Source organism: Mycobacterium sp. NS-7484 (genome assembly GCF_001953975.1).
GTDB lineage: Bacteria > Actinomycetota > Actinomycetes > Mycobacteriales > Mycobacteriaceae > Mycobacterium.
On record NZ_MBEJ01000026.1, the window covers coordinates 1 to 22,172 of the forward strand.

Consider the following 22,172-nt stretch of genomic DNA (forward strand, 5'->3'; position numbering starts at 1 on the left):
CAGACAGGGGAATTGCGTGGACCTGACACCGAACATGCTTTCAAAGCATGTTCGGACCCCTATCAGGGGAGGTCAACAGTCATAAATCAGCGATTCTGTACACACATTTTGGCCATTAACCCTCGGGTCCATGCAACGAACCATGCAACAGCGGTAACAGGGTACTTCCGTTTGGAGCCCGGCCGAATCGTCAGAATGGTCGGCGTGACCATGACCATCACCGACATGCTCCACCGGCGGAATGACCTGAGCACCTTTCTAGTGCACTACACCAAGATGACCGCTGACGATGCCACCGGTTTCGAGGCATTGAAATCCATCGTGACAAGTTCCAAGATCGAAGCCCGGACCGCGTACGGTGCTGCCGCCCAGAGCCCCGATCCGGAGGTCAGAAAGAGCCAACGGGTCGTGTGCTTTACGGAGACACCGTTGGAGCATTCGTGGACCATGACGCGCGAACTTGCCGAGCGGAGAGCCTTTAAGTTCGCGCCTTACGGCGTCGTCATCACCAAGACTTTCGCTCGCCGTAACCGCTGTAACCCCGTGTGGTACGTGAACTGCACTCCCGGATACACGTGGCCGATGAAAGCGATCAACGCCGCGGTGGCGGCAGAAACCAGGCCGTTCTCGGACGAGGAATCCATGCTGCGCGTCGCGCCGTACATCGAGCAGATGGGTGACTGGACCACAGGCCAGTACATCAACCGGAAAGAATTCTGGTGGGAACGCGAATGGCGACGGGTCGGCGATTTCTTCGTTCCCCCGAGAAACACCGTTGCGTTGCTCGCCCCATCGCAGCATCACGGGGAACTCCGGCAGGTGCTCGAAGATGCCGGTCAATGGTCATCACGAAACGTACCGATACTTGATCCGAACTGGGGCCTTGAACGCATGATCGCCTGCATGTCCGGTGTGGCGGCTGAGGATGTAGGCCCATTTCCCTGACCTAGAGGGGCAGTCGTCGTCAATCAGACCCGCTGACCGCCGCGGCGAACCGGTCGACCGCGGCCCGTTGCATGGTCGGCGTGACGTGCGAGTAGACATCCATGGTCGTCGTGATCGTGGTGTGGCCGAGGCGCTCCTGGACGATCTTCGGGTTCTCCCCCGCTTCGAGCAGCACGGTCGCGTGGGTGTGGCGGAGGCCGTGCAGCGTGATCTCCGGCAGCGCGTCGGACCCAAGGGCCTTCCGCGCCTTGGCGACCCGTCGCGTGAACATCTGAGACAACGCGTTCGGGTTGCGCGGCGTCCCGTCGAGCGAGCCGAACACGTACGCGTCACCGCGGGCGAGATCCAACGACAACGCCGCCCGGCCGGTCCGCCACTGCCGGAGAACCTTGACCGTCGCGGCGTCGATGTCGACGTCCGCGGTCCGGTCTGGCCTCATCACGCCCGCAGTGTCGTGACGAGCCGGGTGGGTCGGAGGCGCGGAACTCTCGCCATCGCCTCCGACCCACCCTTCACCACGCCGGATCGAGGGCTCGCCGCCCTCCGACCGAGCCGGTGGGTCGCGTGGCGCGGAAGGTCCGCAGTCCACACCGGTCGGTTGCGATCCACCGGCTCGCCGCCCTTGTCGTCCGTGGCCGATGCAACGAACCATGCAACGCCGACGTTGCATCGCACTCCATCAGGGCGGACCCAGATCCACAACAGCCCGGCACGCGATGCAGGTCAGACGGTGTTTCTCGGACGTGGACGGGTCCAGATCCCGACCGGCAACGGGTGTTCGAGTCCCGTCAGCCACCCCGCAGGTGGGGGACCGTTTCGGTCCCCCACCATTTGCGTTATACAAGCGGATTGCACCCTTATCGCAACCCCCGCGTCCGTAATCGGCGACTCGCCATGGAGGTGTCGCGCCTCCCCGCCTCTATCACCGATAGTTAGGGGATGGATCCAGCTACCGCACTCACCGGAGTCAAGACGGCAGCCGGGGTCTGCTGCAAGATTAGGTGACGGTTCATGCTTGTTTATAAATCGAGCTGGAAAGCTGCGACTGATAAAGATCCACAAAGGGTCGATCCCTGGACGCACTGTCCAGCTCGAAGCATCAACGTGCCGCCGATGAACCTCAGCACGTACCACCAGGAGAGGGACCAATCCGAGTCGTTGTCAGTCCACGCGGCATAGGTGCGGGTCAATCTCGGTGTGGAACCCCACCTACCGAGTGCGGCAGCTGCGCACCGCGACTTGAGGACGAGCTTCGCGAAAACTTCTTAGCGTTTCCTTAATCACCGGTACGTTGTCCACGGTGGAACCTTGCTCAGGAGGCGGAATGAAAGTGCTTGCCGCTACGCGTCCCCCACGGCCGCTGGCCAAAGCCGACCATTGGTCCGCCACCGAGGGCGAAATCATGGTTGCGCCATACGTTTGCGACGACACCGCGTGCGGTTGCGATGTCGTTCACCAAGGAATCACGTCGCACGGTTACTCAACCCTCGCCGTGGTCGGTGAAGTCACAGCCACACCGGACCGCCTGATCGCGGCGTGCCGAATCCACCTTGCAGCCAGTCCGTGGGCCGAGGTTGCCGACAGCTCCGCCGAACTGGACATCCTCGCCGAAGACCTCATCGTGGACATGTACGACGCGGCGGCGAAGCACCCGGTCGGCACACAATTGCGCATGATGTTCGACCGAGGCCGCCGCAGCTGGGCCTACGAGCCACTGGGAAGTTCCGGAGGCTGACCCCTCAATCCTTGCGATCGGCATCCCACGTCGATGGCAAGAGCGGCCCCGTCGGACCGTCGCCGAACTCCGCACTGCCCAGCGTCGTCAACCCCGTCGACGTCGCGTCCGTCTTGTCGAGCACGCCGGAAAACCCCAAGGGTCCGGCGCCCTGACCCGACGCGGTCGGCCCGGTGGTCATTTGCGGATCAGCGTCCAGGTCCATGAATTCGTTGCCATGTCCCTTCTCCCGCAGCGCGGCACGGCGGCGGCGCGCCCTGGTCTCGCGAGCCGATTCACCGGTGGCGGCCGCAGTGGCAACAGGTGCGGCCGCCTTCTTCTTGGCGACGGCCGCGGCACCGGGCGTCGCCGCGGCGGGGACGCCGACGCCGGGAGCGCCGATCAGGTACGGCGGGAAGAATCCCGGTCCTCCACCTGGGGCGGCCGATGGTGCCGGCCCGGCAGTCGCGGTTGCGGACGCCGAGGCACCGGTCGCCGGGGCCGCGGGCGCCGAAGACGACAGAGCTGGTGACGGACCGGCCGACACCGTCGCCGTGGCCCCGGCAGCCGGCCAGGCCCCGGGTTCGGTCCCCGCCGGGATCTCCGCAAGGCCGGGGACCGCCGGCTGGATGGCGGCCAGACCGGCGATCGCCCAACCCACGTTGGCGATCACCAGGCTCAGCGCGGGCTGAATCAGGGCCGGAGACAATTGAATTACCACCTGCAGCAGCTGCGACGCGTGGAAAGCCATGTCGGCGAGCACCATCGGCAGATTGGTCAACAGAGCAGCGGGGTCGTTGAGCAGGTTGTCGATCAGGAGGTGAATGTTCTCGATCTGTTCCTGGCCCACTTCCAGCCACCAGCGCGGGTCGAGTGGACTGAGATCTCCGTGCGAGCCGTGATCGTGGTCCCCATCGTGGTCATGATCGTGGTCGCCGTCATGGTCATGATCATGTTCGTCATCGTGGTCGTGATCGTCATGCTCGTCATGACCGTGCTCGTTGTGCAGGATCTGCGGGGCCGCAGGCGTGGCCGGGCTGGAGGTCACGGTGGCCTCAGCCACCCCGTGATAAGCCTCCATCGTGACGGCGGCCAGGATCCACATCCGCACGTAGTCGGCCTCGTTCAATGCGATCGGGATCGTATTGACACCAAAGAAGTTGGTAGCCAACAGTATCGCGTTGCGAGCATGGTTGGCGGCCAGCTCGGCCAGGGTGGGCATCGCCGCCAATGCAGTGGTATACGACGCGGCTGCGGTCTCGTGCCGCACAGCCATCGCCGCGCTGTCTGCACTCACCTGGTACAGCCACGCAATGTAGGGAAGGTGGGCAAGGACATATTGCTCGGCGCTGACCCCCTGCCAAGCTCCGGCCCGCACGCCGCCCAGCACGACCGCGAGTTCGTCTGCCACCGCGGCATATTCGACGCTCAACGATGACCACCCGCCGGCGGCGGCCAGCAGCGGACCGGGGCCTGGCCCGCTGCTCAGCAATGAGGAATGCACCTCCGGTGGCGAGGCCATCCAGATTGCGGCCATGAGACAACCCCCTCGCTGATGTGCACCCGCCAAGCTATCGACAATGATTATCGTTATCAAACATCGGACCGGATCACAACCACGGAGGGCCGTTATGCCGGCCGATCACCCCCTGCGTCGTCAGCGAAGGACCGGCCGTTTGCCATTACTGCGGGCAGCCCATGAAGTCCCGTGGCCGCACCGCCTTTGACGGCGGGCCAATTGCTTGCTCGCAATCGAAAGATTAATTCGTTGACTTAATGCGACCATTTGCCACATCTTTGTTCTGCTCGCGCATATCGCTGCCTCACCGCTCCCGATCGCAGAACTGCCGATCCGGTCTTGCGTCGAAGAATTGAAAATCACCCACCGGCGTAGTAGATCGTTTGCCACATATGTGCAGCCCGCACAAGTTTCCCGGCGTCGAACTTGCTGTCCTGACCTTTTACCGACCCCGTACATCGCTCAAATCAACCCTGACGTCAACGTTCGACACCGCAAACTACGACGTGTTCAGGCTTACTAGTCGATCTAGAAATCCGCGCGGGTCGGCAAAGATCAGTTCGTTGCTGCCCTGCCGGCGTCCATTTCCCGGCAGCCTTGCTGCAAATGAAGATCAATGCGAATAGCCGATAGATTTTGCTGGGCAGGAATGGCACAACAGTCGGCGTCGTGATACGAAGTAAACCTTCAGCTTCATCTCACAAGGGGACGACTTGAGCGAAATCCGTGTTGTTCCGGTTGCCGTCGTCGGAATGGCGTGCAGGCTTCCGGGCCATATCAACTCGCCTCAGCAGTTGTGGGAGTCGTTAACCAGAGGCGAAGACTTCGTCACCGAGATCCCGATGGATCGGTGGGATGCCGAGGAGTATTACGACCCGGAGCCGGGCGTGCCGGGACGGTCGGTGTCCAAGTGGGGCGCCTTCCTGGACGATCCCGCGGCGTTCGACCCCGACTTCTTCGGCATCACCGCCCGTGAGGCTGCCGCGATCGACCCACAACACCGTCTGCTCTTGGAAACGGCGTGGGAATCCGTCGAACACGCCGGTGTCAACCCGACTTCCCTGGCCGGTTCGGCGACGGGTGTGTTCATGGGGCTGACGCACAACGACTATGCCCACCTGGCCGCGGATGCCCGAGCGCTGGAGGGGCCGTACGGCTTCACCGGCACGAGTTTCAGCCTGGCCTCGGGCCGTATCGCCTACGCGCTCGGGGTTCACGGCCCTGCGGTGACAGTGGACACCGCATGCTCGTCGAGCTTGAGCGCCATCCACATGGCGTGCCGTAGTCTGCACCTCGGCGAAAGCGACTTCGCCCTCGCCGGTGGAGTTTCGGTGCTGCTGGAGCCGCGCAAGGCGGCGGGGGGCTCGGCCGCGGGCATGCTCTCACCGACCGGGCGCTGCCGGGCCTTCGACGCCTCTGCCGATGGGTTCGTCTCCGCCGAGGGTTGTGTAGTGATCGCCTTGAAGCGATTGGATGACGCTGTCGCACAAGGTGATCGCATCCTCGCCGTGATCCGTGGCACGGCATCCAATCAGGACGGGCGGACGGTCAATATCGCCACCCCGTCGGCACAGGCCCAGGCCTCGGTGTACCGGGCGGCGTTGGCAGCGGCGGGCGTGGATGCCGACACCGTCGGTTTGGTGGAAGCACACGGCACCGGAACCCCGGTCGGTGATCCGCTGGAGTACTCGAGCCTGGCCGAGGTCTACGGAACGGCCGGCCCGTGCGCACTCGGTTCGATCAAGACCAACTTTGGCCATACCCAGTCGGCGGCCGGCGCCCTCGGTGTCCTCAAGGCAGTGCTTGCGTTGCAGCACGGTGTGATCCCGCAGAACCTGCACTTCACCCGACTGCCCGACGATCTGGCGCGTATCGACACCGGCCTGTTCATCCCCGAGTCGAAAACTCCGTGGCCCCAGAACGGTCCAGGCCCCCGGCGTGCCGTCGTGTCGGCCTACGGACTGTCCGGGACGAATGTGCACGCGGTTTTGGAGCAGGCCCCCCAGACTCCGGTCACCGCGGGCACCGCTGCGGCGCCGCCGGCGGCGCGCCCGCTGCTGTTTCCGATATCGGCCAGCTGCCCCGATGGCCTGCGGACGACTGCGGATCGCCTGGCGAGCTGGTTGAGTACCACCGGAGACGGCAACGGGCGGGGGCCGGCGATCAACTTGGCCGACCTGGCCTACACCCTGACGCGTCGCCGCGGGTTCCGGTCCACCCGCACTTGGGTGGCCGCCACCGCGCGCGACGAACTGATCACGTCGCTCCGGCAGGTCGCCGATGGGGAGGGCGTCCATCAGGAGGCAGTGGCCAACGACGACCGCGGGCCGGTCTGGGTGTTCTCCGGTCAGGGGTCGCAGTGGGCCGGGATGGGCGCCCAATTGTTGGTCACCGAACCGGCCTTCGCCGCCACGGTCGCCGAGCTCGAGCCACTGATTGCGGCGGAATCGAACTTCTCGGTGACCGAAGCGATGTCGGCGCCGCAGACGGTCACCGGCATCGACCGGGTGCAACCCACGGTTTTCGCGGTCCAGGTGGCATTGGCCGCGACGATGAGGTCCTACGGCGTGACGCCGGGTGCGGTCATCGGTCATTCGATGGGCGAGGTGGCCGCTGCGGTGGTCGCCGGAGCGTTGACGCTCTCAGACGGGGTGAAAGTCGTCTGCCGCCGTTCCCGGCTGATGTCGAGGATTTCCGGATCCGGGGCGATGGCAATGGTGGAATTGCCGGCCCACCAGGTCCTTTCGGAGCTTGCCGGACACGGTGTAGAGGATGTCGCGCTGGCGGTGGTCGCCTCACCGCAGTCCACCGTGGTGGGAGGCGCCACGCAGTCGGTCCGCGATCTGGTGGCGGCCTGGGAAGCGCGCGGCGTGATGGCCCGCGAGATCGCTGTGGACGTCGCCTCCCACTCACCGCAGGTGGACTCGATCCTCGACGAACTCGCCGATGTCCTTGACGACCTCACTCCCACCGAGCCTCACGTGCCCTTCTACTCGGCCACCTTGTACGACCCGCGCGAGCCTGCTGAGTTCGACAATTACTACTGGGTGGACAACCTTCGTCACACCGTGCGCTTTTCGGCGGCAGTACAGACGGCGTTGGAGGACGGTCACCGGGTCTTTGCCGAACTGTCGCCGCATCCCCTGCTGACCCACGCCGTCGAGCAGACCGCGCGCAGCCTCGACGTCCCATCGGCCGTCTTCGCGGCCATGCGGCGCGAGCAGGAGTTGCCGCACGGATTGCTCGGCTTCACCGCTGATTTGCACAGTGCCGGTGCGGCCGTGGACTTTTCGGTGCTCAATCCCCGCGGGCGCCTCATCGACGCCCCACTGCCGGCCTGGACCCATTCCACACTGCTGTTGGACCGTGACGTCAGCGATTCGTCGCATGGCGCGCATTCCATTTCGGCTCATCCGCTGTTGGGAGCACACGTCATGCTGCCGCAGGAGCCGGCCGAACACCTGTGGCAGGGTGATGTCGGCACCGACGGCCATCCGTGGTTGGCCGATCACCGGGTGCATCAGGTCGCGGTGTTACCTGGCGCGGCCTATTGCGAAATGGCGCTGGCTGCAGTGCTTCCGGCGCTGGGAGGGGCGGGCGAAGTCCGTGACCTCTCGTTCCAAGAGATGTTGCTGCTCGACGAGACCACACCGGTGTGGGTGAGCGCGACGGTAACCTCACCCGGGGCCGCCGAGTTCACGGTCGAGACCCACCAGGGCGGTGAACGAATCCGACGAGCTGCAGCAACCCTGTCCGCCGATGCCGACGCCTGCCAACCGGCGCCACACCCGGTCGAGGCCCTGCTCGCCTCCCATCCGCTCCGCATCGACGGCGAACAGTTGCGGGCCGGGTTCCGCGCCGTGGGCATCGGCCACGGCCCGGCCTTCGCGGGTCTGTCCGAGGCTCACGTTGCCGACTCCCCCGGCACCACCGTGGTTGCCGCCGTGTCGTTGCCGGGTCCGCTGCGCTCGCGGCAACGTGGTTATGAAGTACACCCGGCGCTGTTGGACGCGTGCTTCCAGTCGGTGGTCGCCCATCCCGACGTACAGAACGTCGCCGACGGCATGCTGTTGCCGCTGGGGGTACGACGGCTGCGCGCCTTTGGATCCACCCGAAACACCCGTTACTGCTACAGCCGGATCAACCGGGCCGACGCCGCCGGCGTGGAGGCCGACCTGGAGTTGCTCGACGACCGGGGCGCAGTTCTGTTGAGCATCAGCGGTTTACAGCTGGGCACGGGCGGCACCGCGCAGGCGCAGGCCGACCGGCTGCTTGACGAACGACTTCTCACCATCGAATGGCACCCGCGCGAGCTGCCCCGACCCGAGAACACCGAGGCCGGGACATGGCTGCTGATCACCGCCGGTGGGGACGCCGACGACGCCGCCCACCGGCTGACCGCCGGAGTGGCCACCGCGCTGAGATCAGCGGGTGCCCAGCCTCTGACGATGGCCTGGGACCCGCACGACGATCACACGGCCCACACACGGGAGCTCACCTCCCACGTGCATGAGCGGGCCTTGTCCGGCGTGCTGGTCGTGATGGCTGACGAGGACAGTGCGGGCGAGGCCGCCGGCCGACGCGGTGCCGACCACGTGCGGCATCTGGTGCGCATCGCCGGCGCACTCGCCGAGGCCACCGATGACGCGCGAACCGGCGAGCCGCCACGCCTGTACGTCGTGAGTCGCCGTAGTCAACGGGTGCTGGAAACCGACGCGGTGAGACTGGAACATTCGGGCCTACGGGGACTGATGCGGGTGATCGGCATGGAGCACCCGCGATTGACCGCCACCCAGATCGACATCGACGACGCGAGCGATGGCGCGCAGTTGGCAGGTCAACTCCTGTCGCGGTCACCGGAGGACGAGACCGCGTGGCGACTCGGGCAGTGGTACGCGGCGCGATTGACCCCGGCCCCACTTCGCGGTGCCGAGCGGCGTACCGCCTCGGCTGACAACCACAGTGACGGCATGCGGCTTCAGGTACGGACCCCAGGAGACCTGGAATCGCTGAAACTCGTTGCCTTCGACCGGGTTCCACCGGGGCCCGGACAGATCGAGGTCGCCGTCAAGGCGTCCAGCATCAATTTCGCCGACGTCCTCGTCGCATTCGGCCGCTGCCCCAGCTATGACGGCCGCCTACCCGAACTCGGTTCTGAGTTCGGCGGCGTCGTCACCGCCGTCGGCCCTGATGTCACCACACACCGCATCGGTGACCGGGTCGGCGGTGTGTCGGCCAACGGCTGCTGGGGCAACTTCGTCACCTGTGAGGCCGACCTGGCCACCACACTGCCGGCCGGACTCGGTGAACACGAGGCGGCCGCGGTGGGACTCGCCTACAGCACGGCATGGCTCGGGCTGCAGGAGCTGGCCCGGATCTCGTCCGGCGACAAGGTGTTGATCCACTCCGCCACCGGTGGTGTGGGCCAGGCGGCGATTGCCGTCGCACGCGCGGCCGGGGCCGAGATCTTTGCCACCGCCGGCAGCCCGGAACGACGACAACTGTTGCGCGATTGGGGTATCGAACACGTCTACGATTCGCGCAGCACCGCCTTTGCCGACCAGATCCGTGCCGACACAGGCGGTTACGGAGTGGACATCGTGCTCAACTCCGTCACCGGACCGGCCCAGCGCGCAGGCTTGGAACTGCTGGCCTTCGGCGGTCGGTTCGTCGAGATCGGCAAGCGCGACATCTACGCCGACACCCGGATGGGCTTGTTCCCGTTCCGCCGCAACCTATCTTTCTACGCGGTAGATCTGGCGTTGATGACCGTCACCCACCCCGACAAGATCCGTGACCTGCTGGCCACGGTCTACCAGCAGGTCGCCGACGGCTCGCTGCCGCTGCCCGACATCACGCACTTCCCCTTGGCGGAGGCGGCTACCGCCATCCGAATGGTGGGCGGGGCACGGCACACCGGCAAGTTGGTGCTCGACGTGCCCGATACCGGCCTCAGTCAGGTGATCCTGCCGCCCGAACAGGTTCGGGTGTTCCGCGACGACGGCGCCTACATCATCACCGGTGGGCTCGGAGGTCTCGGGCTCTTTCTGGCCGAGCGGATGGCCGCTGCCGGGTGCGGGCGCATCGTGGTCAACTCACGCAGCGCACCGTCGAACAGATCACGCGAGATCATCGAGCTGATCCGTGCCACCGGCGCCGACATCGTCGTCGAATGCGGTGACATTGCCGACCCGGACACCGCGCACCGCCTCGTGGCGGCAGCGACCCAGACCGGGCTGCCGGTTCGCGGCGTACTGCACGCGGCCGCCGTGGTGGAGGACGCCACCCTGACCAACATCACCGACGATCTCGTCGAGCGCGACTGGGCACCGAAGGTGTACGGCGCGTGGAATCTGCACGAGGCGTTGCGGTCCCAGCCCTCACAGACTTCGGCGGCGCTGGACTGGTTCTGCTCGTTCTCCTCCGCCGCCGCGCTGGTGGGCTCACCCGGTCAGGGCGCCTACGCCGCAGCCAACAGCTGGCTCGATGCCTTCATGCAGTGGCGTCGCGCCCAGGGGCTGCCGGCGACCTCGATCGCTTGGGGCGCATGGTCCGACATCGGCCGGGGCACGGCCATGGCCGAGGACGACAACGCCATTGCACCGGACGAGGGCGCGTACGCGTTCGAAGCCATCCTGCGCCATGCCCGGGTCTACAACGGCTACGCACCGGTCCTCGGCACCCCGTGGCTCACCGCGTTCGCCCACCGCAGCCCGTTCGCCGAGATGTTCCTGACCGATGGCCAAGGTCCTTCGGAGACAAGAAAACTGAAGGCAGAACTGGCCGCGTTGCCGCGTGAAGAGTGGCCGACCCACCTGCGCCGCCTGATCGGCCAACAGGTCGGTTTGCTTCTGCGTCGCACAGTCGACCCCGACCGCCCGTTGTCCGAGTACGGTCTCGACTCGCTCGGGCATCTCGAGCTGCGCACCCGGATCGAGACCGAGACCGGTGTCCGCGTCAGCTCGATGGACATGACGACGATCCGAGCGCTGGCCCAACACCTGTGCCAGGCGCTCGCCGACGACGAAGCGATATCGGCCCTGTCCACCTAGGGAGGAGAAGAACACCGTGTTCGAGTTGACCGCAATACAGGACTGGGTTGACGCTCCCGGTACCCACATCTCGTGGGGTCCGTCGCGGACAACGCTGAGGAAAGTCGCCGAGGCACCCGTGCATGATGTGCCCGCCAGCTATCAGCAGGCCCAACATCTGCGCAGCTACCGCGAGCACACCGCCAAGGGCGCGCAGATGGCTCGGCTGACCATTCCCGCGTGGAATATCGCCGGCCAGTGCGACATCCGCGCGATGACCTACGTGATCAACGCCTATCTGCGCAGGCATGACACCTACCGCAGCTGGTTCGAATTCACCGTCGACGACCGCATCCGTCGGCGCAAGATCCAAAATCCCAGGGACATCAACTTCGTCCCGACCGACCACGGGGTACACAGCTCGCCGGAATGGCGCGAGCACATCCTGGCCACGCCAGGCCCCTTGCAATGGGACTGTTTTCGCTTCGGCATCATCCAGCGCCCCGACCACTTCACCGCGTATATGTGTGTGGATCACCTGCATGTCGATGCCACTTTCATGGGTCTGATGCTGGTCGAGATCCATCTGATGTACGCCGCACTCGTCGGTGGTGGCGCGCCCATCGCGCTGCCCCCGGCAGGCAGCTACGACGAGTACTGCATCCGACAGCGGCGTTTCACCTCGGCACTGAACGTCGACTCCCCCCAGATCCGGGACTGGGTCGCATTCGCCGAGGACAATGACGGCACGCTGCCCCGGTTCCCCTTGCCGCTCGGTGACCTCTCGACACCGTGCGCAGGAGATCTCCTCAGCATCCAACTCCTCGACGAGAAACAAACCCAACGGTTCGAATCCGCCTGTGTCGCCGCGGGTGCGCGGTTCATCGGTGGGGTTTTCGCCTGCGCCGCTCTGGCCCAGTACCAACTGACCGGGGCCGGCACCTACCACGTGATCACACCCACCTCCACCCGGGCCACCGAGGCCGAGACGATGACGACGGGCTGGTTCACCGGGACGGTGCCGGTGACCGTGCCGATCGGAACGTCCTTCGCCGACACCGCGCGAGCCGCGCAGGCATCGTTCGATTCGGGCCTTCACCTCGCACATGTGCCTTTCGACCGGGTGCTGGAGTTGTCGGCGTCGACGAACGGACTGCGTAGGCCCGACCCGGGGGTGCCGATGGTGTCCTACCTGGACGCCACCGCCGCACCGTTGTCCCCCGCCGTCGTCGCCGAATGGAATGCGTTGCGGGGCCGTATCTACAGCGAAATGGGTGCCGCGAATCAAATCGGCATGTGGGTGAACCAGTTCGGCAGCGGTACCTCGATCACCGTCGCCTTTCCGAATAACGCGGTCGCACGTGAATCCGTCGAGCGCTATGTCGAGGTGATGAAGAGTGTCTATCTCAACGTTGCCGAGGGCCGTTGCCGGCAGCTACCCGTGAACGAATTCACAGGCCTCGGCGTGAGATCGGCCTGACCCAGATGGACGACACACTTTCGTTCACCGATCAGCTGCTGTTTCTGGGCCAGCGGGCCACCGGCCAGGAACTTGTCGCCCAGGTCGTGTGGCTGTATGAACGCCCCGTCGACTTCACCGGGCTCAACCGATTCCACCGGAATTTCGGTCACGGGTTGCTCGGACGGCGGATCGAACGGTCCCCGTTGCCCTTTGGACGTCACCGGTGGGTCGCCTCGCCCGGCGCACCCGCAGGCCTTGACGTCGTCGAGGTGGCCCGTCCTCGAACGGAATACACCGACTGGGCCGATGAACGGGCACAACTTCCCGTCGACCCGGAATACGGTCCTGGCTGGCACCTCGGGGTGCTGCCGATGACCGACGGGTCGACCGCGGTCAGCCTCGTGATGTCTCACTGTCTGGTCGACGGTCTCGGGGCGCTGCTCTCGATCGCCAATGCCGTCAAAGGCGAGACGGACGATTTCGGTTATGCCTCACCGAATGCGCGGAGTCGACGCAATGCGGTGGCTGCCGATGTCGCCACCACGGTACGCGACCTGCCGCAGACCTGCTCCACGATTCTGCAGGCAGGTCGGCTGGCCTTCCGACGCCGGCGAGAAGTATCCCTTTCGGCAAAGCCCCGGCACCGCAGGCATTTCGGCAGCGACGACGGGGGCACCGTGGTTGCGCCGGCCATCGCCTGCTACGTGAACCTCGACGACTGGGACGAACGCGCGAATGCGCTCGGCGGCAACAGCCACTCACTGGTCGCCGGGTTCGCCGCCAAATTCGGCGAGCTGATGGGGCGGCGACGCGGTGACAACGGCTCGGTCTGCCTACACCTGCCGATCAGTGACCGGACACCCGGAGACACCCGCGCGAATGCCGCGTTCATCGTCAACGCCGACCTCGACCCCAACCAGGTCACCACCGATCTGTCCGGTGCGCGACGGGCGATCCGCGAAGCGCTGGAGCGGAACCGGAAAACCCCGGATGAGACGCTGCGCCTCCTGCCCCTGACGCCCTACATCCCCAAGCGGGTGGTGGCCCGCGGCTCGCAGGTGGTGCTGGGTCTCACCGAATTACCGGTGTCCTGTTCCAACCTGGGCGATATCGACCCTCTGGTGGCCCAAGTTGACGGGTCACCGGCCGACTACCTGATCCTGCGCGGCGTGGATCGCCGCGTCAGCAGGGAGTTTCTGGAGAACAGAAACGGGCTGCTGACCGTGTTGGCCGGGCGCGTCGGTGACAAGATGTCGATTTCCGTCGTCGCCTATCAACCTGGCGGGCCGAATTCCAAGGCCGCGTTGCGGGAACTGGCCGCCAAGGCACTGGCTGAATTCACCCTGACCGGCGTGATCGTCTGATCGGTTGGCATGGTGGACGTTTCAACATTGGCAAGTCACACTTGCGTCGACAACCGGCTGACCTTCATGGACCAGGCCGGCTTCGAGATCTTGCGTGCGACCGGTCGTCACCAGCTCATGCAGATCACCTGGATCTACGAGCATGCCGTGGACCTCGACGAATTGCGGCGGTTTCACCGGGATTTCGGCTATGGCGCGGCCGGTCGCAGGATCGAGCGGTCACCGCTGCCGTTCGGACGCCATCGGTGGGTGGCCTGCTTAGGCCCCCAATCGGACCTCGACTTCGCCCCGCACCCGCGGCCACGGGCAGAACTCGGCGATTGGGCTGACGAACGAGCACAACTGCCGGTCGATCCGGAACACGGGCCGGGTTGGCACATCGGTGTGCTGCCGATGACCGACGGATCGACGGCGATCAGCCTGGTGGCATCACACAATCTGGGCGACGGCATTGCCGGGATGCTGACGATCTTCGACGGTGTCATAGGCACCAAGCGCCAGTTCGGCTTCCCGCCACCTCGATCCCGCAGCCTCCGGCGCGCGGTCACCGCCGACCTGCGCGAGACGCTCCAAGGCCTGCCGGAGATCGGCCGAACTCTGGGTCGTGCGACGAAACTGCTGTCGCGCCGTGGATTTCCGCGCGCCGGTGACGGCCGACCACCCACGGTCGTGGGTGCGCAGACCGATGCCCCGGTCGTGGTGCCGGCAATCTCGGTCTACGTCGACCTCGCTGACTGGGATGCCCGAGCCTCGGCACTCGGTGGGACGAGCTACTCGCTGTTGGCCGGCTTCGCGGCCAGACTCGGTGAACGGTTGGGCCGCAGCCGACCCGACGATGGCACCGTGACGCTGTCGATCGCCCTCAACGAGCGTCACAGCGCAGACGACACCCGCGCCCTGGCAATGTCATTCGCCGGCGCCCGAATCGACCCAACGCTCGCTGTGCACGATCTGTCGGGCACCCGGACGGCCATCCGACAGGCGATCGAGACGACACGGGCAGCTTCCGACGAGACCCTCGAGCTGCTGCCGCTGATCCCCCTGGTACCCAGAAGCGCGCTCCGCGGCCTGGGTGGTCTGTTCTACGGAGCGTCGACCGACCTGCCCGTCCATTGTTCAAATCTCGGCGATATCGACCCGGCGGTCGGCTGCCCGGACGGCACCCCCGCCGAATACGTCCTGCTGCGCGGAGTGGACCAGAACGTGTCTCGCCGGGACATCGAACAGCGGGGCGGCCAGCTGGTACTGGTGTCTGCCCGCATCAACGGCAAGATCTCGATCGGCATCGTCGCCTATCAACTCGATGCCGAGAACTCCAAGTCCCGATTGCGGGGCCTGGCGGCGCAGACGCTGGACGACTTCGGTCTCGGTGGACTGATCGACTAAGGAAAGGTGACACTTCATGATCCGCTCGTCGATCACTGACGTACTGCGCGAACGTGCCAGCCTGCAACCGGATGCCGTCGCGTTCACCTTCCTCGATTACGACGTTGCCCAGGACGGGGTCGCGCACACCCTGACGTGGTCGCAACTGAGCCGTCGCGTGCTCAGCCTCGCCTACGAGCTGAGACTGCGAGGCTCGGTCGGCGACCGGGCGGTGATCCTGGCCCCTCAGGGTCTCGACTACATCGTCGCCTTTCTCGGCTCGCTGCACGCCGGGCTGATCGGTGTGCCCCTGTCGCTTCCGGCACCCGGTGTGCACGACGAACGCGTCACCACCGTGCTGCGAGACACCACGCCGACGATCATCCTCACCACCTCTTCGGTGTCGCCACAGCTCGTCGAATACGCCACGGCGACAGGGGATCACCCTGTGCCGACGTTGCTCGAGATCGACACGCTCGACCTCGATGCGAGACGGAGCCCCCTCAAGCGACAGACGTCGCCCGAGACCGCTTATTTGCAGTACACCTCAGGGTCCACCCGAAGCCCCGCCGGGGTTATGGTCTCGCACCGCAATCTGACCGCAAACTTCGAGCAGGTGATGGCGGGGTTCTTCCGGGACAAGATCGCGCCACCTGAAACCACCGCTGTCTCATGGCTTCCGCTGTACCACGACATGGGGCTGATGCTCGGCCTCTGCGCGCCCCTGCTGGGCGGCTGGCACACGGTGTTCACCACTCCGATGTCCTTCCTGGCCCGCCCGGCGCGCTGGCTGCAGCTGCTGGCATCCCACCCAGCCGCGGTGACTGCCGCCCCCAATTTCGCGTTCGACCTGGCGGCCAAGCGGACCTCCAATGAGGACCTGGCCGGTCTGACCCTCGACGACGTACGTTGCGTGCTCAGCGGCAGCGAACGGGTACACGAGGGCACGCTGAGGCGGTTCGCCGAGCGTTTCGCCGGCCACGGCTTCCGCCCGGAGGCGTTACGTCCCTGCTATGGATTGGCGGAGGCAACGCTGTTCGTGGCCACCCGCGAGCCCGGAGTGCCGCCGCACGTCGTCCGGTTCGAGTCCGAAAAGCTGGCCGAGGGACGGGCCGAGCCGTGCGAAAGCGCAACGGGCACTGCGTTGGTCAGCTACGGCAGGCCTACGTCGCCCACCGTGCGGATCGTCGACCCGCAGACCAGATCGGAATGCCCGTCCGGAACGGTCGGTGAAATCTGGGTCCTCGGTGAGAACGTCTGCGCAGGCTATTGGCGGCAGCCGGAACGCACCACGGCCACATTCGACGCTGAGATCGTAAATGCGCCTGCGGACACCCCCACCGGATCATGGTTGCGCACCGGCGATCTCGGCTTCATCTCCGAAAGTGAGCTGTTCATCGTCGGGCGCATCAAAGACGTCGTGATCATTCGTGGGCGCAACCACTATCCGGATGACATCGAGGCCACCATTCAGGAGATCACCGGCGCCCGGGCGGCCGCGATTTCGGTCGAGGACGGCGGCGCCGAGCAACTTGTGGTGATCGCCGAGGTCAAAACGTCTACCGACGACCACGCCGTCGAAGCGCTGGCCAGCGTAGAGCGTGAAGTCCGGTCCGCGATCGCCCAGTCCCACGGGCTCAATGCCACGGAGCTGCTCTTGGTCCCGCGCGGTTCGATTCCGATCACCACCAGCGGAAAGGTTCGGCGCACCTCATGCGCCGAGCAGTTTCGCAACAATGAGTTCAGCCAGCTGGTAAACAAGTAGAGAACCGGACGAACGTGGGGAACAAGCTACCGGTCGTCGCGGCCATACCGAACTACAACATGGGAGACAACCTTCACCGGTTGCTTCCGCAGGTGCTGGCGCAGGGCTACGACGGTGTCTACGTACTCGACGATGCCTCGACCGATCACAGCGCCGACGTGGTCCGCCAATTCGGCGACGACGTCACGTTCGTCCGCAGCCCCAGGAACCAGGGAGCCGGCGCCAACCGCAACCAGATCATCGACCAAGTCGCCGACCGGTCACTCATTCACTTCGTCGACGCGGACATGGAGCTGCAGACCGAAGGGATACCCACCACGGCCAGAGAGCTTTTCGCCCGGTATGCCGGCGACGGAGTCGGCCTGGTCGGCGGATTGGTGTGCAAACAAGACGGCAGCCAGGAACCACATAACTACGGTGCGGTGTTCTCCGCGTGGGGTGGCCTCAGCTCCGGATTCCCTCTGATGATCGACCGGTTGCGGTCGCATCCCCAGCTGGCCCGGGCTGCGCAACGATTGGTCGGACCGATCATGAAGGGCTGGCCCAACATTCTCACCACGCCCACACCGGCGCCCGCGTACTGGCTGCACGAAGGCAACATGCTGGTCGATTCCGATGTGCTCAGATCACTGGGCGGATACGATCCGGTGCTGCGATGCCACGAGACGCAGGATCTCGCCATCCGGATGGAAAAGCGTGGCATCAAAAGGCAATTCGATCCCGCGATCAAAGTGCTTCACCTGCACATCGACGTCAGGGGCAAGAACCGCAACAAGTGGGCAAATCGGGCCGTCCTGCAACTGATCCACAAACACGGCTTTCTTCGCTGGCTCTGCGACACCTGATCACACACAGCGCAGGTTGAGTCCACCGTCCGAATCAGATGGTGGACATTCCGCTGGCCACCATCAACACGCCGAACAGCCCGAGAATGCACGCGAAGATCGGCCGGCGGTAGGCGCAGATCCAGTCATGCATCTTCGCCACGGCCGCGGTGGTCTTCTGTGGTGACGCCAAGTACCCCACCAACGGAATCTCGGCGATCGCAAACGCCACGAGGGAGAACACGATCGCCGCGCTGACCTGGGTGCTCAACGCGGCCCCGGAAGCCGCGATGGCCAGAATCGCAAAGCAATACTCCAGCGGGGGCGTCGCGGACAACAAGCCTGCGGCAAAAGCCAACCCGATCGAATCGCCCCATCTGCCGGCGAACAGAGCCGGCCATGAGAAGCGGGCCCACCGCGATGTCGTCTTCGAGGCCTGCGCGTCCACAAGATCAGCGGAATCGGCCGCCATGACGGGGCTGCGGCGTCGTGCCCGCACCGCGATGACCGCCGCGAGCGGCAGCGCGACCATCCCCAGGGCGATCTGCAAGGGGGGCACCACCGGCTCTTCCGAGGCCGACACCACGAACCTGGTCACGGGAAAGACCAGGCCCGGCAACAACAACAGCGCAGCGAGTGCGAGCCCCACCCCGGTGGCCATCAGGCCGAGCCAGTAGGCCAACAGATTCGCCACCGGACGCCGACGCCCGATCAGCAGCATCGTGATACCGATTCGAACCGGATCTACTGCCGACACGAGTGCGAGCACCAAGACCGCGCTCCACATATCAAGCCGCGCTACCCGGCATCTCGGTCACCGCGCTTGGTGGACGAATGCTTCGGTCCGGTTGCCTTTTTGGCGTTGGTGGGCGACTTGGCCGGCCGCTGCGAGGTGTTCCCCGTCGTCGACTTCGCTTGCGCCTTCGTCTTCGCCTCCGTCGTCGACTTCGCTTGCGTGTCTTTGTGCTCAGAGCGATCCGTCACCGAGTCTTTGGTGGCGGCGGCAGCCTTACGCGACGCGGGCCTGGCTGACGCTTCGTCAGAGATCGCCCCCTCAGACGCAGCCTCTGCCGACGCGTCCGGTTCGTTTGTCGGCTTCTTCGGTTGCGCCTCATCCGCATCGGTTTTGAGTGCTTCGCGGTCTTCCGTGGCCGTTGGCCGTTTCGTCGCCAGGGCATCGGCTTCGGGAGACTTCGGCAATGTCGGCAGCTTCGTGGCAGCCACGTCCGATGAGTCGGTGGCGCTCTGTGCGGGCAGCTTCTCCACCGAAACTTTCAGTTTCTGCGGCCGGCTGGAAACAACGTCGGTATCGCTTGAGGTAGCAGCCAGTTTGGCGTCCGCGTCGACGGGTACCGACCGGGTTTTCCGCGACACCAACGTGGTGGGCGAGGTGGATTCGGTGGTGGCTTCTGCTGGCTTGGTGGTCTCTTCCGAAGGATCGAGGTAATCGACGCTTGGCCCACCGACGCCATACGGGCCGGGTCGTTGAGTGCCGAACGGCCGGGTGCCGTTCACGCGTTCAATGGCGTCGTCCCATCCGGTCGGAATGGCGACCACGAAATCAACCGCTGTCTTGAGCGGATTCTTCGCCGGGAACAGACTCCAGGTCGTCGGCTTTCCCGGGCTCGTCGTTCGGTCGTACCCGGACTCCACGAGCACGCGCAGCGGCGCGTCCAACACGTCGGCCAAGAATCGTCCGACCCCCGGAATGTTGGCGACGTCATGGAGCAGCGGCAGGGTGTCGGTGGCGACCATCAGATACCGGGTGTCGCCGTACTGGCCCTGGTCGATGATTCCGGGACCGTCGAGGCTCTGGTCGGCGTAATGCGGGTGCAGCAAGCGTTGCCCAGCATTGGCATTGGCGACGGCGATCAGGTTGAACGGATTGACCGGCTGGTCTGCCCAACCGTCGTACTGGATGGCGATGTCGACGGTCGCGTACTGGGTATCGGTTCGGGTAGGCCCGCTGAAGGTCACCCCGCCGCCGGGGAGCGGCAGCGGGATAGACAGGCCTTTCGGGCCACGGGCCAGAAAGCCCCCGTTGGGCCGGTTTCCGTTGGCGGTCAAGATGAACGAGACCTGCGGGCCCTCACCGGGCTGGTACCGGTCGGCCAGCGCGGCCTTCTCGAACGACGCGATTGTGGCGCTCTGCGAGTACCCGAACACGACCAACGAGTCCCCCACGCTGGGAGCGTCGGAACCGATGTCCTCGTTGTACTGGCACTGTGCCGTCGAGCTGATGCAGGTGTCGAGATCCTGCGTGCCTTCGGCCACGGATAGATCGAAGGTCATCGAATGGTCAGCCGGGTCACCGGTGTTGAACTGCGCCGGCGTAATCACGGCCACCGCGTTGTACGGGCCGACGGGAATGCCCAGATCGGGCCGTGTGGAGGACGGGGCGACGAAGTTGTCCACCACGTTGGTCGTGTATTGCCTGACGAAGGGTATGCCGTCCTTCTCCGTGGTGAGCGGATCGCCCGAGCCGCCCATGATCAACACGCTGGTAACCGCTGCGGAGGCGACGGATGCCACCGTCGACACCAATGCCAGCGACACCAGACCCACCAGGGCCATGACTGTCACCCCGATGGCGTGAACCGCTGTGCGCATCGACTATCCCTTCCCGCGGCGTCCGTCTGTGTTACGGAGCTATCGGATTCACTGGTGGACGGTAGTTTTCGAGATATGACTTGGGCTGACGCAAGCGCACCGCCGGCCAGCGCGACAGTGAGGCCGGCCCGACGGCGCTCCACAACGTGACTGCCGGTCCCTTCGACGGGCGCAGCCCGTAGTCCCGATAGAGATGTGAACGGTACGGCAGGGCAGGCCCGAACAGGATGTTCCCGGAATGGTTTTCGCCGGTGTCGACGTGGTACACGGCGCCCGGGAATGGAAGAGGTTCGAGGATGCGTCCGTGTTCTCGCCACCAGTCGTAGGCGAAACCGTGCTCGAGCACCTTTTCCAGCCGTAGCCCGAAGGCTTCGAAGATCTCGTCCTGAGTGGAAGAAACGGTGAGACCGCGGGGAACCCGATAGGCCTCCCACGGAATGATGAACGAGGTTCCGCAGTGCCGGTAGAACTTCCGCCGCAGCGCATACGCGTTCCGGCGACGCGAGTAGATCCACCCGCGGGTGCTCACCCATCCGGCGGCCCCGGGGTGGGCGCGGACGAAGGCGGCGATGTCGCGGTGCACGAAATCATCGGCGTCGAAGAGCATGACGTAGTCCGGCCGGTATTCACGCGCGGCGATCAGACCGATGGCGTTCTTGGTGCCCTTGTCCCAGATCACCGAGGCAGGTCCGGTGCGCGGGCCCTGGTGCAGCGAAGGCGGCGGGAAATCGACTTCGACGAACACGGCACGCTCCGGGAGCGGGAACGACGGCGGTCGATTGCCGACGATGATGATCAGATATTCATCGCAGGTCTGCCGACCCACCGAGGCAAGGGTGTCCTGCAGCAACGCCTCCACGCGGCGATAGTCCGCTGCGTTCTGCGGATGCCGCAAAGTGGTTATGAATACCAACATTTGGGGTGCACTCTACCCACTGAGAACGGCTACAACGAGTCGAAAAGATGACCCGGAATTACGCCGGACACGACCATTACGCGTGGTGCAGTTATAGCAATGTGATCACGTTTTGCGATCTTTGCAGCAAGTCAGGTGGCATCCAGTCCCAACGCCGCGCCCACAGCGGCGTATTGGGTGTGCAGGCGTCGGCGTAGCTCGTCCACCGCAGCCCCGGTCCTGGCCCGGATCACCTCCGAATCAGCCAACCCCGCCAACACCCGATCCACCACCACCGACCTGCGCACCTCATCGGTACGCAACAACGACCGCTCATCATCGACCGACAACGCAAAATCACGACACTTCGGCTGATACTCCAACGAAATCACCGGCGTGGCAGACAACGCCGCCAAAATCCCCGCGTGCAACCGACTCACGATCACTGCCGAACAACGAGCAAACTCCCCCGCCGCAGCAACCGCATCCACCGGCCGCACAATCTGCGCACCCGTACCAGCCAACGCCAACTCAGTCCACCGCCGATCAGCACCATTCATCAAGATCCCGACGAACTCAAAACCCCGCCCCGACAACTCCCGCACCTCTCGGCATCGCACTGGTGGGTCTGGGTGCTGGCCATCGTGCTGGCCGATCTGGCCTACTACCTGCAACCGC

The 22,172-nt window shown here is 65.2% G+C and carries 15 protein-coding genes and 1 pseudogene; 9 read left to right on the forward strand and 7 right to left on the reverse strand.

The window, feature by feature from the left end:
* The first annotated feature begins 210 nt into the window (after positions 1-210).
* Positions 211-945, forward strand: a complete 735-nt coding sequence (locus A5733_RS05865; protein WP_369830908.1) for an abortive infection system antitoxin AbiGi family protein — start codon at positions 211-213, stop codon at positions 943-945.
* Between the two features lie 19 nt (positions 946-964).
* Here the strand turns inward: A5733_RS05865 and A5733_RS27430 are convergent, their stop codons facing one another.
* Positions 965-1,384, reverse strand: a complete 420-nt coding sequence (locus A5733_RS27430; RefSeq protein ID WP_076239450.1) for a tyrosine-type recombinase/integrase — start codon at positions 1,382-1,384, stop codon at positions 965-967.
* Between the two features lie 885 nt (positions 1,385-2,269).
* Here A5733_RS27430 and A5733_RS05875 point away from each other — a divergent pair.
* Entirely contained in the window at positions 2,270-2,680 is a 411-nt protein-coding gene (locus A5733_RS05875) for a hypothetical protein (protein ID WP_076239451.1), read from the forward strand.
* A gap of 4 nt (positions 2,681-2,684) precedes the next feature.
* Here A5733_RS05875 and A5733_RS05880 read toward each other — a convergent pair whose 3' ends face one another.
* Positions 2,685-4,196 carry a PPE family protein gene (locus A5733_RS05880; protein ID WP_076239452.1) on the reverse strand — a complete coding sequence of 504 codons (1,512 nt, stop codon included), beginning with the start codon at positions 4,194-4,196 and terminating at the stop codon, positions 2,685-2,687.
* A gap of 695 nt (positions 4,197-4,891) precedes the next feature.
* Here A5733_RS05880 and pks2 point away from each other — a divergent pair.
* From pks2 to A5733_RS05910, 6 genes are read left to right on the forward strand one after another with little or no spacing between them, the layout of a single operon-like run.
* Positions 4,892-11,230, forward strand: coding sequence for a type I polyketide synthase (gene pks2 / locus A5733_RS05885; RefSeq protein WP_076239453.1), 6,339 nt, complete (start codon positions 4,892-4,894; stop codon positions 11,228-11,230).
* A gap of 16 nt (positions 11,231-11,246) precedes the next feature.
* Positions 11,247-12,689: a condensation domain-containing protein gene (locus A5733_RS05890; RefSeq protein ID WP_076239454.1), complete on the forward strand. Its 1,443-nt coding sequence runs from the start codon at positions 11,247-11,249 to the stop codon at positions 12,687-12,689.
* A 5-nt stretch (positions 12,690-12,694) separates the two neighbouring features.
* A complete protein-coding gene (locus tag A5733_RS05895) occupies positions 12,695-14,035 on the forward strand; it encodes a hypothetical protein (protein ID WP_076239455.1) in 1,341 nt (446 codons plus the stop codon).
* Between the two features lie 27 nt (positions 14,036-14,062).
* Positions 14,063-15,421: a hypothetical protein gene (locus A5733_RS05900; protein WP_369830907.1), complete on the forward strand. Its 1,359-nt coding sequence runs from the start codon at positions 14,063-14,065 to the stop codon at positions 15,419-15,421.
* A gap of 16 nt (positions 15,422-15,437) precedes the next feature.
* Positions 15,438-17,165 carry an AMP-binding protein gene (locus A5733_RS05905; RefSeq protein ID WP_076239457.1) on the forward strand — a complete coding sequence of 576 codons (1,728 nt, stop codon included), beginning with the start codon at positions 15,438-15,440 and terminating at the stop codon, positions 17,163-17,165.
* A 14-nt stretch (positions 17,166-17,179) separates the two neighbouring features.
* Positions 17,180-18,010, forward strand: coding sequence for a glycosyltransferase family 2 protein (locus tag A5733_RS05910; RefSeq protein WP_076239458.1), 831 nt, complete (start codon positions 17,180-17,182; stop codon positions 18,008-18,010).
* 34 nt (positions 18,011-18,044) lie between these two features.
* Here the strand turns inward: A5733_RS05910 and A5733_RS05915 are convergent, their stop codons facing one another.
* The 5 genes and pseudogenes from A5733_RS05915 to A5733_RS28180 all read right to left on the reverse strand — a co-directional run.
* Positions 18,045-18,758: a GAP family protein gene (locus A5733_RS05915; RefSeq protein WP_231965530.1), complete on the reverse strand. Its 714-nt coding sequence runs from the start codon at positions 18,756-18,758 to the stop codon at positions 18,045-18,047.
* A 29-nt stretch (positions 18,759-18,787) separates the two neighbouring features.
* Positions 18,788-20,599 carry a PE-PPE domain-containing protein gene (locus tag A5733_RS05920; protein ID WP_083666016.1) on the reverse strand — a complete coding sequence of 604 codons (1,812 nt, stop codon included), beginning with the start codon at positions 20,597-20,599 and terminating at the stop codon, positions 18,788-18,790.
* 31 nt (positions 20,600-20,630) lie between these two features.
* The gene (locus A5733_RS05925) at positions 20,631-21,515 is read right to left on the reverse strand and encodes a glycosyltransferase family A protein (RefSeq protein WP_076239460.1); all 885 of its coding nucleotides are present in this window, start codon (positions 21,513-21,515) and stop codon (positions 20,631-20,633) included.
* 131 nt (positions 21,516-21,646) lie between these two features.
* Positions 21,647-21,844: a hypothetical protein gene (locus tag A5733_RS27840; protein ID WP_231965825.1), complete on the reverse strand. Its 198-nt coding sequence runs from the start codon at positions 21,842-21,844 to the stop codon at positions 21,647-21,649.
* Between the two features lie 81 nt (positions 21,845-21,925).
* Positions 21,926-21,994 (reverse strand): annotated as a pseudogene (locus A5733_RS28180) (hypothetical protein); the annotation flags it as partial.
* Here A5733_RS28180 and A5733_RS27845 point away from each other — a divergent pair.
* Positions 21,980-22,172: hypothetical protein (locus A5733_RS27845; protein ID WP_369830909.1), on the forward strand; the 193-nt coding region annotated here is incomplete at its 3' end. The pseudogene A5733_RS28180 and the gene A5733_RS27845 overlap by 15 nt on opposite strands.